Below are 14246 nucleotides of genomic sequence, written 5' to 3'. Positions count from 1 at the left end.
TTTCTTAAATTTTTCTTAAAAAAACAATTAAAAATCAACTTAATAAACATGTAATCGATTGCAGTTCAAGGCTTTGAGTTTTGTTTTGATTAAAACATAGCTGTTAAACTTATATGAATTTTAGAATTTGAGAGTTTAAATGAGGTATTCTCATTTTTTCCGTTAGCGTAGTTTAGTTTTAAAAGTCCTGCTTTTGTGAGAATACCGAAGCCGAATCCGAATCCGTAGAGTTTTTCTTTGGTGTCCGTAATTTGATTTTCGTAGTAAGCGAAATCCGTGATAGAATGAATGTAAATCCCATTACTAAGTTGATAACGGTATTCTGTATTTATTACATTAAACAAATTAGCATAAATACTGTTTTCTTCAAAACCTCTAATAGAGTTAATGCCCCCGAAACGCATGAGCTCATTTTCAAGGTAGGTGTCGGAAGATAAAAGGCTGCTATTTATTTTAAAGAATAAAGAGTTTTTTAAATTGATATTTAGAATTTTAAATGCTTCTAAATTGAAAAGAGACTGTTTTTCTGTAGTTTCATTTTGTTTTCTGTTTCCAAAATTAGTTTCTAAATAGAATCGGCTATTTATAGGAAATAGGGAATTGTTTATTTGGTATTTGTTGAATTCGTAGGCAAATGTGTAAAAGTTGGTTTTGTAGTCTGTTAAAGTTGTAGGTAGGTTTGTTGAAAGTAAATTGTTCGATTCTGTAAAGTTAAGTCCAGAATAAATTTTGTGTTTGGGGTTTATTTGGTAGTGCAGTTTTGCCGATTGATTTACGGTGGTGAACGAAGAGTCTTTTTTGAATATTCTTAAAGCTAAGTCAAGTCCAATAGGGGTTTTGAATAAATAAGGTAATGTGATGTTGGCTTCAAAAGTTTTTTGTTCATTTTCATCACTCTTGTATAAAAGTCTTAAGCTTTCACCGTAGTTTAAATTGTTTGTTAGGTTCAAGTTTAAATAACCGTCAAATTGTAGTTGGTTGGTGTCTTCGCTGGTGCCAAAGCCTAAAAATCCATCAAAAGCATTGCTCTTTTCTTTTTCTAAATATAAATATAAAGTGGTGGAGTCTTTAGAAAATAAAACCTCAGGTGATTTGTTTTCACTGGCAAACCTTAAATTATTTAGTTGGGCTGTTTTTTCTTTTATGTCGGTTAGATTAAAAGTTTTTCCGGGTTTAATTTTTAGGTAATATTTTAAATACGACTCCGGGAATTTGTCATATCCTTTAATAATAATATGGTTGAGCTGTCTTTTTTTTAATTCGGTACTAGTTACCAAAGTTCCTTTTAAGGTAGAATTATTTACAATGGATATATCGCTAAGTTTTAGTTGTGAAAACGGATAACCTTTTTCGGTCTGTTTTTGGTTTATGAAATTTAAAGTGTTCTCGATTTGAGAAAATTCAATCGAGAAATATTCTGGGGTGATGTCTTTAGATAAAGGTTTTAAAATATCTTTTTCAATGTTGTTGTAATATATATGTATAAGTCTGTATTTGTTTTTGAGATTGAAAATTGTTGAAAAAGTAGAGTCGTTAATTCTTGAAATTTCATCATGTTCACTTTCTATGTATCCTTGTTTGTAAAGTGTTTTTTGTAAAGTGTCAATTTCCTTTTTTATTGATAAAAAATTAGGATGAGAAGATGTGTAGGTTAAAGAATCTATTTTGGCAGTTTCTACTTTATTGCTTCCGGTAATAGTTAAATGTAAGTTTTGGCTAATCAACTTGGTAGCTAAAACAAAGAAAAAAAGTAATGTGATGATAATTTTTTTTATCACGGTAAATGCAGACGGTTTTTTGTTGTAAATCTAATTGAAAAGGCACAGATAAAATTTAAGATGTAATTTTTTTTTAAATTCTATTGAAAATTAATGATTTAGGATTTGAATTATTAAATTAAATTTCTACCTTTGCAGCCCTCTTAAAAGAGGATTGAATAATTTATATAATATTTATATGCCAACAATTCAACAATTAGTACGAATAGGAAGAGCCAAAATAACCAAGAAGAGTAAATCGGCTGCTTTAGATTCGTGTCCACAAAGACGTGGGGTTTGTACGCGTGTTTACACCACAACGCCTAAGAAACCAAACTCAGCAATGCGTAAAGTTGCAAGGGTAAGGTTAACTAACGGTAATGAGGTGAATGCTTACATCCCAGGTGAAGGTCACAATCTACAAGAGCACTCGATAGTATTGGTTAGAGGTGGAAGGGTAAAAGATTTACCAGGAGTTAGATATCACATCGTTCGTGGTGCTTTAGACACAGCAGGTGTACAAGGTAGAACGCAACGTAGATCTAAGTATGGTGCAAAACGCCCTAAGAAGTAATTTAAAACTTTAAGAAGAAGACATGAGAAAAAGACAAGCGAAAAAAAGGCCGCTTTTACCAGATCCACGTTTTAACGATCAGTTAGTAACGCGTTTTGTTAACATGATGATGTGGGATGGAAAGAAGTCTGTAGCTTTTAAAGTGTTCTATGATGCTATTGATATTGTAGAGTCTAAAAAAACTGACGAAGAGAAAACAGCTTTAGAGACTTGGAAAGATGCTTTATCTAATGTGATGCCTCACGTAGAAGTACGTAGCCGTCGTGTTGGTGGTGCAACGTTCCAAATTCCAATGCAAATCCGTCCAGATCGTAAAGTTTCTACTGCTATGAAGTGGTTAATCGGGTACGCTCGTAAAAGAAACGAAAAATCTATGGCACAACGTTTAGCTTCAGAAATTTTAGCAGCAGCTAAAGAAGAAGGAGCAGCGGTTAAGAAAAGAGTAGATACTCACAAAATGGCGGAAGCTAATAAAGCATTCTCTCACTTTAGATTTTAATAAGAAATGGCAAGAGATTTAAAATTCACAAGAAATATTGGTATTGCTGCTCATATTGATGCTGGAAAAACAACAACAACTGAGCGTATACTTTATTATACTGGAGTTTCTCACAAAATAGGTGAGGTGCACGATGGTGCTGCAACTATGGACTGGATGGAGCAAGAGCAAGAGCGTGGTATTACTATCACATCTGCTGCTACAACTTGTACTTGGCAGTTCCCGTTAGAGAATGGTCAACCAACAGATGAAACTAAAGGTTACCACTTTAACATTATCGATACTCCAGGTCACGTTGACTTTACTGTAGAGGTAAACCGTTCATTACGTGTATTAGATGGTTTAGTATTCTTATTTAGTGCAGTTGATGGTGTTGAGCCACAATCTGAAACTAACTGGAGACTTGCTGATAACTATAAAGTACCACGTATTGGTTTCGTTAACAAGATGGACCGTCAAGGATCTAACTTCTTAGCAGTTTGTCAACAAGTAAAAGATATGTTAAAATCTAACGCGGTGCCAATCGTATTAAACATTGGTGACGAAGCTGATTTTAAAGGTATCGTAGATTTAGTTAAAAACAGAGCTATCGTATGGCATGATGAAACTCAAGGGGCAACTTTTGATGTTATCGAGATTCCAGAAGATATGAAAGAAGAAGCGCGTAAATATCGTGCACTTTTAATCGAGGAGGTAGCTTCTTACGATGAGAACTTATTAGAGAAATTCATGGAAGATGAAGACTCTATTACAGAAGAAGAAGTGCACGCTGCACTTAGAGCTGCTGTAATGGATATGGCTATCATCCCAATGATCTGTGGTTCTTCATTTAAAAATAAAGGTGTACAGTTCTTATTAGATGCTGTATGTCGTTACTTACCTTCACCAGTAGATAGAGATAGTGTAAAAGGTATTAATCCTGATACAGAGGCTGAAGAATCTCGTAAGCCTTCTGTTGATGAGCCTTTCGCTGCATTAGCATTTAAAATTGCTACCGATCCTTTCGTAGGTCGTTTAGCATTCTTCCGTGCTTATTCTGGTCGTTTAGACGCAGGTTCTTATATCTTAAATAACCGTTCAGGTAAAAAAGAGCGTATCTCTCGTATTTACCAAATGCACTCTAACAAACAAAACCCAATCGAGTTTATCGAAGCTGGTGATATTGGAGCTGCTGTAGGATTTAAAGATATCAAGACTGGTGATACTATGTCTGATGAGAAACACCCTATCGTATTAGAGTCTATGGACTTCCCTGATCCGGTAATTGGTATCGCTGTTGAGCCTAAAACTAAGGCAGACGTTGATAAAATGGGTATGGCTTTAGCTAAATTAGCAGAAGAAGATCCAACGTTTACAGTAAGAACAGATGAGGCTTCAGGACAGACTATCATCTCTGGAATGGGTGAGCTTCACTTAGATATTATTGTTGACCGTTTAAAACGTGAGTTTAAAGTAGAGGTTAACCAAGGTCAGCCACAGGTTGAGTACAAAGAGGCCGTTACTGCAAAAGCACAACACAGAGAGGTTTACAAGAAACAATCTGGTGGACGTGGTAAATTCGCTGATATCGTATTTACACTTGAGCCAGCTGAAGAAGGTAAAGATGGTTTAGAATTCGTTTCTGAAATTAAAGGTGGTAACGTTCCTAAAGAATTTATCCCTTCAATCGAGAAAGGATTTAAAGAAGCTATGAAAAATGGTCCGTTAGCAGGATACGAAGTTGATGCTATGAAAGTAACATTAACAGACGGTTCTTACCACGATGTGGATTCGGATCAGTTATCATTCGAATTAGCTGCTAAGTTAGGTTTCAAAGCTGTAGCTAAAGCTGCTAAGGCTGTAATCATGGAACCAATGATGAAACTGGAAGTTATTACTCCAGAAGAAAACATGGGTGACATTGTAGGAGATTTAAATAGAAGAAGAGGTCAAGTAAGTGACATGAGTGATAGAGCAGGAGCTAAAGTTGTTAAAGCTATCGTTCCGTTATCAGAAATGTTTGGTTATGTAACAACATTAAGAACATTATCTTCTGGTCGTGCAACATCTACTATGGAATTTTCACACTATGCTGAAACTCCTTCTAACATTTCAGAAGAAGTAATTAAAGCAGCTAAAGGCGTTGAAGCTTAAAATCTAAGAAAATGAGTCAAAAAATTAGAATAAAATTAAAGTCATACGATCACAATTTAGTAGACAAGTCTGCTGATAAGATTGTAAAAACAGTAAAAAATACTGGAGCTGTAGTAACTGGACCAATTCCATTACCTACTAACAAAAAAATCTTTACTGTTTTACGTTCTCCACACGTAAACAAGAAGTCAAGAGAGCAGTTCCAATTAAGCTCTTACAAGAGATTAATGGATATCTACTCTTCGTCTTCTAAAACAATTGATGCTTTAATGAAACTTGAATTACCAAGTGGAGTTGAAGTAGAGATTAAAGTTTAAGTAGAACAATCGACATGTCCTTAACGACTGGTTAAGGAAAAACGGAAAAATACAATTCAAGGCTGAAACGTATTTTTGGCCTTGAGTTTTTTTAATAACAAATAGTAATAATTAATAAATAATTTAATATGTCTGGGTTAATTGGAAAAAAAATCGGTATGACCAGCATTTTCGATGAAAATGGGAAAAACATTCCATGTACAGTAATCGAAGCGGGTCCATGTATCGTTACCCAAGTCAGAACCACTGAAGTTGACGGGTATGAAGCTCTTCAATTAGGTTTCGATGACGCGACAGAAAAAAGCGCAACTAAAGCTGACTTAGGTCACGCTAAAAAGGCTGGAACTTCTGTAAAGCGTAAAACCGTTGAGTTCAAAGGTTTTGGTGAGGAGTACAAATTAGGTGATGCGATCACTGTAGATCACTTTATTGAAGGAGAGTTCGTTGATATTTCAGGAACTTCTAAAGGTAAAGGATTCCAAGGGGTTGTAAAACGTCACGGTTTTGGTGGTGTAGGTCAAGCGACTCACGGTCAGCACAACCGTTTAAGAGCTCCAGGTTCTATTGGTGCTGCTTCATATCCTGCAAGAGTATTCAAAGGAATGAAAATGGCTGGAAGAACAGGAAATGATCAAGTGAAAGTTGAAAATTTAAGAGTTTTAAAAGTAGTTCCAGAAAAGAACTTACTTGTTGTTAAAGGATGCGTTCCTGGACACAAAAACGCTTATGTAATTATTAGAAAGTAATGGAAGTAGCAGTTTTAGATATAAACGGAAAAGATACTGGAAGAAAGGCAAACCTTTCTAATGAAGTATTTGCTATTGAGCCTAATAATCATGCAGTATATTTGGATGTTAAGCAATACTTAGCAAACCAAAGACAAGGTACTCACAAAGCAAAAGAAAGAGGTGAGATCTCTGGAAGTACTCGTAAGATTAAAAAGCAAAAAGGAACAGGTACTGCTCGTGCGGGTAGCATCAAGTCTGGAGTGTTTAAAGGTGGTGGACGTATGTTTGGTCCAAGACCAAGAAACTATAGCTTCAAACTTAACAAAAACGTTAAACGTTTAGCTCGTAAATCAGCGTTAAGTATCAAAGCAGGAGAGCAATCAGTAGTTGTGTTAGAAGATTTCAACTTCGAAACTCCAAAAACTAAGAACTTCACTGCGGTGCTAAAAGCCTTAAACTTAGAGAATAAAAAATCTTTATTCGTGTTGGGTGCGTCAAATAATAATGTATATTTGTCGTCACGCAATTTACAAGGCTCTGAAGTTATAACTGCTTCAGAATTAAACACTTACAAGATTTTAAATGCGAATCAAGTAGTTGTTTTAGAAGGTGCTTTAGAAGGAATTGAATCAAATTTAAGTAAATAGAAACCATGAATATCTTAATTAAACCTATAATCACAGAGAAAGCGACTGCAGATAGCGAGTTAAGAAACTGCTATACTTTCGCAGTGAACACTAAGGCGAACAAGATAGAAATTAAGAAAGCAGTAGAAGCTGCTTACGGGGTTTCTGTTGAAAAAGTTCGTACTATAAATGTCCGTCCAGAAAGAAGAACTCGTTACACAAAAACAGGTCTTCAACATGGTAAAACAAATGCTGTTAAAAAAGCAATTGTACAACTGGCGGAAGGTGAAATGATTGATTTATACAGTAACATGTAATTAAAGACAAATGTCAGTAAGAAAATTAAAACCAATCACACCAGGGCAGCGTTTTAGAGTAGTAAATGGTTATGACGCCATTACTACTGATAAGCCGGAGAAAAGTTTATTAGCTCCGAAAAAAAGGTCTGGTGGTAGAAACAGTCAAGGAAAAATGACCATGCGCTACATTGGTGGTGGTCATAAAAAGAAGTATCGTATTATCGATTTCAAACGTAACAAAGCTGGAATCCCTGCTGAAGTTAAGTCTATCGAGTACGATCCAAACAGAACCGCTTTTATCGCATTATTGAATTATCAAGATGGCGAGAAAAGATATATCATTGCTCAAAACGGTTTACAAGTAGGTCAAACTGTAGTTTCAGGAGAGAACATCGCTCCGGAAATTGGTAATGCAATGCCTTTAAGTCAAATTCCTTTAGGAACAATTATTTCTTGTGTTGAGTTACGTCCAGGTCAAGGAGCTGTTATGGCTCGTAGTGCTGGTGCATTTGCTCAGTTAATGGCAAGAGATGGTAAATTTGCAACTGTAAAATTACCTTCAGGCGAAACAAGATTAGTTTTAGTAAACTGTTTAGCAACTGTAGGTGCGGTATCTAACTCAGATCACCAATTGTTAGTATCTGGTAAAGCAGGTAGAACAAGATGGTTAGGAAGAAGACCTCGTACTAGACCAGTAGTAATGAACCCGGTTGATCACCCAATGGGAGGTGGTGAAGGACGTGCATCAGGTGGACATCCACGTTCTAGAAACGGTGTTCCAGCTAAAGGTTACAGAACACGTTCTAAAAAGAACCCAACAAATAAGTATATTGTAGAACGTAGAAAGAAATAAGACATGGCAAGATCATTAAAAAAAGGACCTTACGTTCATTATAAATTAGAGAAAAAAGTTGCTGACAATGTTGAGTCTGGCAAGAAAACAGTAATCAAAACTTGGTCTCGTGCTAGTATGATTACTCCAGATTTCGTTGGACAAACAATCGCAGTACACAATGGCCGTCAATTCGTTCCAGTATACGTTACTGAAAACATGGTAGGTCATAAATTAGGAGAATTTTCACCAACACGTTCATTCCGTGGACATGCAGGTGCTAAAAACAAAGGTAAAAAGTAGTAAGCTATGGGAAGTCGTAAAAAACAAATGGCAGACGCTATTAAGGAAGAAAAAAAGCAAGTTGCTTTTGCTAAGCTTAATAATTGTCCTACGTCACCAAGAAAAATGCGCTTAGTAGCCGATTTAGTAAGAGGTGAAAAAGTTGAGAAAGCACTAAACATTTTAAAATTTAGCCAAAAAGAAGCTTCAAACCGTTTAGAGAAATTGTTATTGTCTGCAATTGCAAACTGGCAAGCTAAAAACGAAGATGCAAGCATCGAAGACGCTGAATTATTTGTTAAGGAGATTAGAGTAGATGGTGGATCTATGTTAAAAAGATTACGTCCAGCTCCTCAAGGTCGTGCACACAGAATTAGAAAACGTTCTAACCACGTAACTATCGTTGTTGGAGCTAACAATAACACACAAAGCTAAGATAGAAGTATGGGACAAAAAACAAATCCAATCGGAAATCGCTTAGGTATTATCAGAGGATGGGAATCTAACTGGTACGGAGGTAATGATTACGGAGATAAGCTTGCCGAAGACGATAAAATTAGAAAATACGTTCACGCGCGTTTATCTAAAGCTAGTGTAAGTAGAGTAATTATCGAGCGTACTCTTAAACTTGTAACCGTTACTATCACTACTGCTAGACCTGGTATTATTATCGGTAAAGGTGGACAAGAGGTAGACAAGTTAAAAGAAGAGCTTAAGAAAATTACTGGAAAAGAAGTTCAGATTAACATCTTTGAAATTAAAAGACCTGAACTTGACGCATTCTTAGTAGGATCTAGTATTGCTCGTCAAATTGAGAACAGAATCTCTTACCGTCGTGCAATCAAGATGGCTATTGCTGCTACAATGCGTATGAACGCTGAAGGAATTAAAATCGAGATTAGTGGTCGTTTAAACGGAGCTGAGATGGCACGTTCTGAACACTACAAAGAAGGTCGTATTCCTTTATCAACCTTTAGAGCCGATATTGACTATGCTTTAGTTGAGGCACACACTACTTACGGTAGATTGGGTGTTAAAGTATGGATCATGAAAGGTGAAGTATATGGTAAAAGAGAGCTTTCTCCGCTTGTTGGATTATCTAAGAAGCAAGGAAAAGGCGGAGCGCCAGGACGTGGTGGAAACGCAAAACCTCGTCGTAGAAAGTAATTTTTTATAAAGTAAAGAAAAATGTTACAGCCTAAAAGAACAAAATTTCGTAAGCAAATGAAGGGCCGTATGAAAGGTCTGTCTCAAAGAGGACATCAACTTTCAAACGGAACTTTTGGAATAAAAGCATTAGACTCTGTGTTTATCACATCTCGTCAAATAGAAGCTGCACGTATTGCTGCTACTCGTTACATGAAGAGAGAGGGGCAACTTTGGATTAAAATATTTCCAGACAAGCCTATCACTAAAAAGCCTCTTGAGGTACGTATGGGTAAAGGTAAAGGTGCTGTAGAATATTGGGTAGCAGTAGTTAAGCCAGGAAGAGTATTATTTGAAATTGGAGGGGTGCCATTAGACGTAGCTCAAGAAGCATTACGTTTAGCTGCACAAAAGCTTCCAGTAAAAACTAAGTTTTTAATTGCTCGCGATTACGAAGCATAATTTATTTGATATTATGAAACAATCAGAAATTAAAGAATTATCAGTAGCCGAGTTACAAGAGAAACTTGGTGAAACAAAAAAGAGTTATTCAGACCTAACATTAGCTCATGCAATATCTCCTTTAGAGAATCCAATTCAATTACGTTCATTAAGAAGAACTGTAGCTAGAATTGCGACAGAATTAACTAAAAGAGAATTACAATAATTCTGCTAAAAGATGGAAACAAGAAATTTAAGAAAAGAACGTATAGGAGTTGTTACTAGTAACAAAATGCAGAAGTCTATTGTGGTTTCTGAAGTTAAAAAAGTAAAGCACCCTATGTATGGTAAGTTCGTGTTAAAAACAAAGAAATACGTTGCGCACGATGAGACAAACGATTGTAACGTTGGAGATACTGTAAGAATCATGGAAACAAGACCTTTAAGTAAATCTAAATGTTGGAGATTAGTTGAAATCATAGAAAGAGCTAAATAATTATGGTACAGCAAGAATCAAGATTAAAGGTAGCAGACAACACTGGAGCTAAAGAAGTTTTAGTAATCCGTGTTTTAGGTGGTACAAAAAGAAGATATGCTTCTGTTGGAGATAAAATTGTAGTTTCTGTAAAAGATGCTACTCCTAACGGGAACGTAAAAAAGAAAGCAGTTTCTACTGCGGTTGTTGTACGTACTGTAAAAGAAGTAAGAAGACCAGACGGATCATATATTAGATTCGACGACAACGCATGTGTACTTTTAAATGCTCAAGGAGAGATGAGAGGTACTCGTGTATTTGGTCCTGTTGCTAGAGAGCTTCGTGATAGACAATTCATGAAAATTGTATCATTAGCACCAGAAGTGCTTTAATACATTAAAATTAAGATGACAAAGCTTAAAATAAAAACTGGAGATACTGTAAAAGTAATTGCTGGAGACCACAAAGGTGCTGAAGGTAAAGTACAAAAAGTATTAATAGAAAAGAACAAAGCGATCGTTGAGGGGGTTAACTTGGTTAAGAAACACACTAAACCAAGTGCCCAAAATCCTCAAGGAGGAATCGTTGAAAAAGAGGCTCCTATCCATATTTCAAACTTAGCGTTGTTAACTTCGAAAGGAGAAACAACAAGAGTAGGTTATAAAGTAGAAGGGGATAAAAAAGTAAGATTTTCTAAAAAATCTAATGAAGTATTATAGTTATGGCATATTCACCTAGACTTAAAGAAGAGTATAAAAGCAGAATAATTGCTGCTCTTACAGAAGAATTTGGATATAATAATGTAATGCAAGTTCCTAAACTTAAAAAGATAGTAATATCTAAAGGTGTGGGAGCTGCAGTTGCAGACAAAAAGTTAATTGACTACGCAGTAGAAGAGTTAACAACTATATCTGGACAAAAAGCGGTAGCAACATTATCTAAAAAAGACGTTGCAACGTTTAAATTACGTAAAGGTATGCCAATTGGTGCTAAAGTAACTTTACGTGGAGAGATGATGTATGAGTTTTTAGATCGTTTAGTAACATCTGCTTTACCTCGAGTAAGAGATTTTAACGGAATTAAAGCTACAGGATTTGACGGACGTGGTAACTATAACTTAGGAATCACTGAGCAAATCATTTTCCCAGAGATAAATATTGATAAAGTTAATAGAATCTCAGGAATGGATATTACATTTGTAACATCTGCTGAAACCGATAAGGAAGCAAAATCATTATTAACCGAATTAGGATTACCTTTTAAAAAGAACTAAGTTATGGCTAAAGAATCAATGAAAGCCCGCGAGGTAAAAAGAGCTAAAACAGTAGCAAAGTATGCTGAGAAACGTAAAGCTTTAAAAGAAGCTGGAGATTACGAAGCATTACAGAAGTTACCAAAAAACGCTTCTCCAATTCGTCAACATAATAGATGTAAATTAACAGGAAGACCTAGAGGTTACATGAGAACATTTGGTATCTCTCGTGTAACTTTTAGAGAAATGGCCAACCAAGGTCTTATTCCTGGAGTTAAAAAAGCAAGTTGGTAATATTATTTTAAATAATCAGATTTAAGGTTCGGCCGCCAACGCCGAAAACCGAAATCACAAAATCAATTCATTATGTACACAGATCCAATAGCGGATTTTTTGACAAGAATTAGAAACGCAGTGCGTGCAAACCACAGAGTGGTTGAAATCCCTGCTTCTAATTTAAAGAAAGACATCACTAAAATATTATTCGAGCAAGGATATATTTTAAGTTACAAGTTCGATGATTCTACAGTACAAGGAACTATTAAAATAGCTCTTAAGTACAACAAAGAAACAAAAGAGCCTGTAATCAAGAAGATTGAAAGAGTAAGTAAACCAGGTTTACGTAAGTATGCTAGTTCGAAAGAACTTCCTAGAATTCTTAATGGTTTAGGTATTGCCATCGTTTCTACTTCTCACGGAGTAATGACAGGTAAACAAGCCAAAAGAGATAATGTAGGTGGTGAAGTTTTATGTTACGTTTACTAAAAAGAGAAGAATATGTCAAGAATAGGTAATAACCCAGTAGTAATTCCAAACGGAGTTACCGTTGATGTAAAAGACAACTTAATTACAGTAAAAGGAAAGTTAGGAGAATTAACTCAAACTTTCGAATCTGTAGAAGTTAAAGTTGAAGATTCTAATGTTTTAGTAACACGTTCTTCTGATCTAAAAGCTGAAAGAGCTAAACACGGTCTTTACAGAGCTTTAGTAAACAACATGATTAAAGGTGTTTCTGAAGGTTGGACTAAAGAATTAGAATTAGTAGGTGTAGGTTATAGAGCTAGTAACCAAGGTAACAAACTTGAATTAGCTTTAGGTTTTTCTCATGCTATAGTTATGGACTTAGCTCCAGAAATTAAAGTTGAAACAGTATCTGAAAAAGGGAAGAACCCAATCGTAAAATTAACATCTCACGACAAACAGTTGGTTGGACAAGTAGCTGCGAAAATCCGCGGATTTAGAAAACCAGAACCTTACAAAGGTAAAGGTATCAAGTTTGTTGGTGAAGTATTAAGAAGAAAAGCAGGTAAATCAGCTTAATAATTAAGTTATGGCATTGACAAAACACGAAAGAAGAATAAGAATAAAAAGCAGAATTCGTAAAATTGTTTCTGGAACAGAAGCAAGACCAAGATTAACTGTTTTTAGAAGTAATAAAGAAATTTATGCTCAAATTGTAGATGACGTAACTGGTAAAACTATCAGTGCTGCATCTTCAAGAGACAAAGATATTAGTTCTGTAACAGCTACTAAAGTAGAATTAGCTAAGTTAGTAGGTAAAACAGTTGCTGAGAAAGCTATGAAAGCTGGTGTAGAAACTATCGCTTTTGATAGAGGTGGATATTTATACCATGGTAGAGTAAAATCATTAGCTGAAGGAGCTAGAGAAGCAGGACTTAAATTCTAAAAATTATGTTTCAAAAATATAAAAGCGCAGAGTTAGTAAAACCAGGTGGATTAGATCTTAAAGATCGTTTAGTTGGTGTACAAAGAGTTACCAAAGTAACTAAAGGTGGTAGAGCATTTGGTTTTTCGGCAATCGTAGTAGTAGGTGATGAGCACGGTGTTGTAGGTCAAGGTTTAGGTAAATCTAAAGACGTTGCAACAGCTATCGCTAAAGCTGTAGAAGATGCAAAGAAAAACTTAGTGAGAATTCCTTTAAAAGGAAAAACTTTACCTCACGAGCAAAAAGGTAAATTCGGAGGAGCTAGAGTAAACATTATGCCTGCTGCAGAAGGTACAGGTGTAATTGCCGGTGGTGCTGTAAGAACAGTACTTGAGGCAGTTGGTGTACACGACGTATTATCTAAATCTCAAGGATCATCTAACCCTCACAACGTAGTAAAAGCAACTTTTGATGCTTTATTACAGTTAAGAGATGCTAACACGATTGCTAGAGATAGAGGTATTTCACTTGAACAAGTTTTTAAAGCTTAAAAATTTAAAGAGATGGCAAAAATTAAAGTTACAAAAGTTAAAAGCGCTATTAACAAGCCGCTTAGACAAAAAAGAGTACTTGAGTCTCTTGGATTAAGAAAGATTGGTCAAGTAGTAGAGCATGAAACCACACCAAGTATTCTTGGTATGGTTGCTAAAGTTTCACATTTAGTTTCTGTAGAAGAAGCTTAAAAATATAAACTGAAAAATGGATTTAAGTAATTTAAAACCTGCAGAAGGTTCAGTAAAAAACCAAGGGAAAAGAGTAGGTCGTGGACAAGGTTCTGGAAAAGGTGGTACTGCTACACGTGGTCACAAAGGAGCTAAGTCTCGTTCTGGATACTCTAAGAAAGTAGGATTTGAAGGAGGTCAAATGCCTATTCAAAGACGTGTTCCTAAGTTTGGTTTTACTAATATTAACCGCGTAGAATATCAAGGTATTAACTTAGATACTTTACAACAGTTAGTAGATGATAACAAAGTTACAGATACAGTAGACTTCGAAACTTTATTCTCTAATCGTTTAGCTGGAAAAAATGATCTAGTTAAAATTTTAGGAAGAGGAGAATTAAAAGCTAAGTTAAAAGTATCTGCACACAAATTTACTGCTTCAGCAAAGGCTGCTATCGAAGCTGCAGGAGGTGAAGCTGTAACATTATAAGACCTTA

The 14246-nt window shown here is 35.5% G+C and carries 25 protein-coding genes; 24 read left to right on the top strand and 1 reads right to left on the bottom strand.

All coding sequences use genetic code 11. The annotated features are described in order from the left end of the window. Positions 1-89 precede the first annotated feature (89 nt). Positions 90-1778 (bottom strand): POTRA domain-containing protein, encoded by a 1689-nt coding sequence (locus R1X58_RS02910; RefSeq protein WP_240571854.1) that lies wholly within the window; start codon positions 1776-1778, stop codon positions 90-92. Between the two features lie 178 nt (positions 1779-1956). Here R1X58_RS02910 and rpsL point away from each other — a divergent pair, with 178 nt between their 5' ends. The 24 genes from rpsL to rplO all read left to right on the top strand — a co-directional run bounded on the left by rpsL (position 1957) and on the right by rplO (position 14239). After that, the gene (rpsL, locus tag R1X58_RS02905) at positions 1957-2331 is read left to right on the top strand and encodes a 30S ribosomal protein S12 (protein ID WP_188214797.1); all 375 of its coding nucleotides are present in this window, start codon (positions 1957-1959) and stop codon (positions 2329-2331) included. A gap of 22 nt (positions 2332-2353) precedes the next feature. Then, the gene (rpsG, locus tag R1X58_RS02900) at positions 2354-2830 is read left to right on the top strand and encodes a 30S ribosomal protein S7 (protein WP_188228492.1); all 477 of its coding nucleotides are present in this window, start codon (positions 2354-2356) and stop codon (positions 2828-2830) included. A 6-nt stretch (positions 2831-2836) separates the two neighbouring features. Continuing rightward, complete coding sequence (gene fusA / locus R1X58_RS02895) at positions 2837-4963, top strand: elongation factor G (RefSeq protein ID WP_240571853.1); 2127 nt, start codon at positions 2837-2839, stop codon at positions 4961-4963. 11 nt (positions 4964-4974) lie between these two features. Beyond that, entirely contained in the window at positions 4975-5280 is a 306-nt protein-coding gene (rpsJ, locus tag R1X58_RS02890; RefSeq protein WP_188214800.1) for a 30S ribosomal protein S10, read from the top strand. A gap of 128 nt (positions 5281-5408) precedes the next feature. Then, entirely contained in the window at positions 5409-6026 is a 618-nt protein-coding gene (rplC, locus tag R1X58_RS02885) for a 50S ribosomal protein L3 (RefSeq protein ID WP_240571852.1), read from the top strand. Beyond that, the gene (rplD, locus tag R1X58_RS02880; RefSeq protein WP_240571851.1) at positions 6026-6655 is read left to right on the top strand and encodes a 50S ribosomal protein L4; all 630 of its coding nucleotides are present in this window, start codon (positions 6026-6028) and stop codon (positions 6653-6655) included. The genes rplC and rplD overlap by 1 nt, the downstream gene beginning before the upstream one ends. Positions 6656-6660: 5 nt before the next feature. After that, complete coding sequence (gene rplW / locus R1X58_RS02875) at positions 6661-6951, top strand: 50S ribosomal protein L23 (RefSeq protein ID WP_240571850.1); 291 nt, start codon at positions 6661-6663, stop codon at positions 6949-6951. 10 nt (positions 6952-6961) lie between these two features. After that, positions 6962-7786 carry a 50S ribosomal protein L2 gene (gene rplB / locus R1X58_RS02870; RefSeq protein WP_188214804.1) on the top strand — a complete coding sequence of 275 codons (825 nt, stop codon included), beginning with the start codon at positions 6962-6964 and terminating at the stop codon, positions 7784-7786. Positions 7787-7789: 3 nt separating this feature from the next. After that, positions 7790-8068: a 30S ribosomal protein S19 gene (gene rpsS, locus R1X58_RS02865; protein ID WP_240571849.1), complete on the top strand. Its 279-nt coding sequence runs from the start codon at positions 7790-7792 to the stop codon at positions 8066-8068. Between the two features lie 6 nt (positions 8069-8074). Next, positions 8075-8482 (top strand): 50S ribosomal protein L22, encoded by a 408-nt coding sequence (gene rplV / locus R1X58_RS02860; protein ID WP_240571848.1) that lies wholly within the window; start codon positions 8075-8077, stop codon positions 8480-8482. A 9-nt stretch (positions 8483-8491) separates the two neighbouring features. Next, a complete protein-coding gene (gene rpsC / locus R1X58_RS02855) occupies positions 8492-9214 on the top strand; it encodes a 30S ribosomal protein S3 (protein ID WP_240571847.1) in 723 nt (240 codons plus the stop codon). Between the two features lie 21 nt (positions 9215-9235). Next, positions 9236-9655 carry a 50S ribosomal protein L16 gene (gene rplP / locus R1X58_RS02850; protein WP_240571846.1) on the top strand — a complete coding sequence of 140 codons (420 nt, stop codon included), beginning with the start codon at positions 9236-9238 and terminating at the stop codon, positions 9653-9655. A 13-nt stretch (positions 9656-9668) separates the two neighbouring features. Next, complete coding sequence (gene rpmC, locus R1X58_RS02845) at positions 9669-9860, top strand: 50S ribosomal protein L29 (RefSeq protein WP_188214809.1); 192 nt, start codon at positions 9669-9671, stop codon at positions 9858-9860. A gap of 12 nt (positions 9861-9872) precedes the next feature. Beyond that, positions 9873-10130 carry a 30S ribosomal protein S17 gene (gene rpsQ / locus R1X58_RS02840; RefSeq protein WP_240571845.1) on the top strand — a complete coding sequence of 86 codons (258 nt, stop codon included), beginning with the start codon at positions 9873-9875 and terminating at the stop codon, positions 10128-10130. Between the two features lie 2 nt (positions 10131-10132). After that, entirely contained in the window at positions 10133-10501 is a 369-nt protein-coding gene (gene rplN / locus R1X58_RS02835) for a 50S ribosomal protein L14 (protein ID WP_240571844.1), read from the top strand. A gap of 15 nt (positions 10502-10516) precedes the next feature. Next, positions 10517-10828, top strand: coding sequence for a 50S ribosomal protein L24 (rplX, locus tag R1X58_RS02830; RefSeq protein ID WP_240571843.1), 312 nt, complete (start codon positions 10517-10519; stop codon positions 10826-10828). Between the two features lie 2 nt (positions 10829-10830). Then, positions 10831-11382 (top strand): 50S ribosomal protein L5, encoded by a 552-nt coding sequence (rplE, locus tag R1X58_RS02825; protein WP_240571842.1) that lies wholly within the window; start codon positions 10831-10833, stop codon positions 11380-11382. 3 nt (positions 11383-11385) lie between these two features. Next, positions 11386-11655, top strand: a complete 270-nt coding sequence (gene rpsN, locus R1X58_RS02820) for a 30S ribosomal protein S14 (protein WP_019386280.1) — start codon at positions 11386-11388, stop codon at positions 11653-11655. A 72-nt stretch (positions 11656-11727) separates the two neighbouring features. Beyond that, positions 11728-12126: a 30S ribosomal protein S8 gene (rpsH, locus tag R1X58_RS02815; protein WP_240571841.1), complete on the top strand. Its 399-nt coding sequence runs from the start codon at positions 11728-11730 to the stop codon at positions 12124-12126. A gap of 12 nt (positions 12127-12138) precedes the next feature. Then, positions 12139-12681, top strand: coding sequence for a 50S ribosomal protein L6 (gene rplF / locus R1X58_RS02810; protein WP_240571840.1), 543 nt, complete (start codon positions 12139-12141; stop codon positions 12679-12681). A gap of 10 nt (positions 12682-12691) precedes the next feature. Then, on the top strand, positions 12692-13048 hold the full coding sequence (gene rplR / locus R1X58_RS02805) for a 50S ribosomal protein L18 (RefSeq protein ID WP_240571839.1): 357 nt from the start codon (positions 12692-12694) through the stop codon (positions 13046-13048). A 5-nt stretch (positions 13049-13053) separates the two neighbouring features. After that, a complete protein-coding gene (gene rpsE, locus R1X58_RS02800; RefSeq protein WP_188214817.1) occupies positions 13054-13578 on the top strand; it encodes a 30S ribosomal protein S5 in 525 nt (174 codons plus the stop codon). A 12-nt stretch (positions 13579-13590) separates the two neighbouring features. After that, positions 13591-13770: a 50S ribosomal protein L30 gene (gene rpmD, locus R1X58_RS02795; protein ID WP_240571838.1), complete on the top strand. Its 180-nt coding sequence runs from the start codon at positions 13591-13593 to the stop codon at positions 13768-13770. Between the two features lie 16 nt (positions 13771-13786). Then, a complete protein-coding gene (gene rplO / locus R1X58_RS02790) occupies positions 13787-14239 on the top strand; it encodes a 50S ribosomal protein L15 (RefSeq protein ID WP_240571837.1) in 453 nt (150 codons plus the stop codon). Positions 14240-14246: the final 7 nt, after the last annotated feature.

Origin of the sequence: Aestuariibaculum lutulentum, from assembly GCF_032926325.1 — a bacterium.
Lineage (GTDB): Bacteria > Bacteroidota > Bacteroidia > Flavobacteriales > Flavobacteriaceae > Aestuariibaculum > Aestuariibaculum lutulentum.
Note: the sequence above shows the minus strand (reverse complement) of the source record. Positions and strands in the feature narration are given on the sequence as shown.

What these genes read in the sequence shown, in the direction of transcription:
- rpsL (WP_188214797.1), top strand. Translation starts at nt 1,957, where the DNA reads ATGCCAACAATTCAACAATTAGTACGAATAGGAAGAGCCAAAATAACC.
- rpsG (WP_188228492.1), top strand. Translation starts at nt 2,354, where the DNA reads ATGAGAAAAAGACAAGCGAAAAAAAGGCCGCTTTTACCAGATCCACGT.
- fusA (WP_240571853.1), top strand. Translation starts at nt 2,837, where the DNA reads ATGGCAAGAGATTTAAAATTCACAAGAAATATTGGTATTGCTGCTCAT.
- rpsJ (WP_188214800.1), top strand. Translation starts at nt 4,975, where the DNA reads ATGAGTCAAAAAATTAGAATAAAATTAAAGTCATACGATCACAATTTA.
- rplC (WP_240571852.1), top strand. Translation starts at nt 5,409, where the DNA reads ATGTCTGGGTTAATTGGAAAAAAAATCGGTATGACCAGCATTTTCGAT.
- rplD (WP_240571851.1), top strand. Translation starts at nt 6,026, where the DNA reads ATGGAAGTAGCAGTTTTAGATATAAACGGAAAAGATACTGGAAGAAAG.
- rplW (WP_240571850.1), top strand. Translation starts at nt 6,661, where the DNA reads ATGAATATCTTAATTAAACCTATAATCACAGAGAAAGCGACTGCAGAT.
- rplB (WP_188214804.1), top strand. Translation starts at nt 6,962, where the DNA reads ATGTCAGTAAGAAAATTAAAACCAATCACACCAGGGCAGCGTTTTAGA.
- rpsS (WP_240571849.1), top strand. Translation starts at nt 7,790, where the DNA reads ATGGCAAGATCATTAAAAAAAGGACCTTACGTTCATTATAAATTAGAG.
- rplV (WP_240571848.1), top strand. Translation starts at nt 8,075, where the DNA reads ATGGGAAGTCGTAAAAAACAAATGGCAGACGCTATTAAGGAAGAAAAA.
- rpsC (WP_240571847.1), top strand. Translation starts at nt 8,492, where the DNA reads ATGGGACAAAAAACAAATCCAATCGGAAATCGCTTAGGTATTATCAGA.
- rplP (WP_240571846.1), top strand. Translation starts at nt 9,236, where the DNA reads ATGTTACAGCCTAAAAGAACAAAATTTCGTAAGCAAATGAAGGGCCGT.
- rpmC (WP_188214809.1), top strand. Translation starts at nt 9,669, where the DNA reads ATGAAACAATCAGAAATTAAAGAATTATCAGTAGCCGAGTTACAAGAG.
- rpsQ (WP_240571845.1), top strand. Translation starts at nt 9,873, where the DNA reads ATGGAAACAAGAAATTTAAGAAAAGAACGTATAGGAGTTGTTACTAGT.
- rplN (WP_240571844.1), top strand. Translation starts at nt 10,133, where the DNA reads ATGGTACAGCAAGAATCAAGATTAAAGGTAGCAGACAACACTGGAGCT.
- rplX (WP_240571843.1), top strand. Translation starts at nt 10,517, where the DNA reads ATGACAAAGCTTAAAATAAAAACTGGAGATACTGTAAAAGTAATTGCT.
- rplE (WP_240571842.1), top strand. Translation starts at nt 10,831, where the DNA reads ATGGCATATTCACCTAGACTTAAAGAAGAGTATAAAAGCAGAATAATT.
- rpsN (WP_019386280.1), top strand. Translation starts at nt 11,386, where the DNA reads ATGGCTAAAGAATCAATGAAAGCCCGCGAGGTAAAAAGAGCTAAAACA.
- rpsH (WP_240571841.1), top strand. Translation starts at nt 11,728, where the DNA reads ATGTACACAGATCCAATAGCGGATTTTTTGACAAGAATTAGAAACGCA.
- rplF (WP_240571840.1), top strand. Translation starts at nt 12,139, where the DNA reads ATGTCAAGAATAGGTAATAACCCAGTAGTAATTCCAAACGGAGTTACC.
- rplR (WP_240571839.1), top strand. Translation starts at nt 12,692, where the DNA reads ATGGCATTGACAAAACACGAAAGAAGAATAAGAATAAAAAGCAGAATT.
- rpsE (WP_188214817.1), top strand. Translation starts at nt 13,054, where the DNA reads ATGTTTCAAAAATATAAAAGCGCAGAGTTAGTAAAACCAGGTGGATTA.
- rpmD (WP_240571838.1), top strand. Translation starts at nt 13,591, where the DNA reads ATGGCAAAAATTAAAGTTACAAAAGTTAAAAGCGCTATTAACAAGCCG.
- rplO (WP_240571837.1), top strand. Translation starts at nt 13,787, where the DNA reads ATGGATTTAAGTAATTTAAAACCTGCAGAAGGTTCAGTAAAAAACCAA.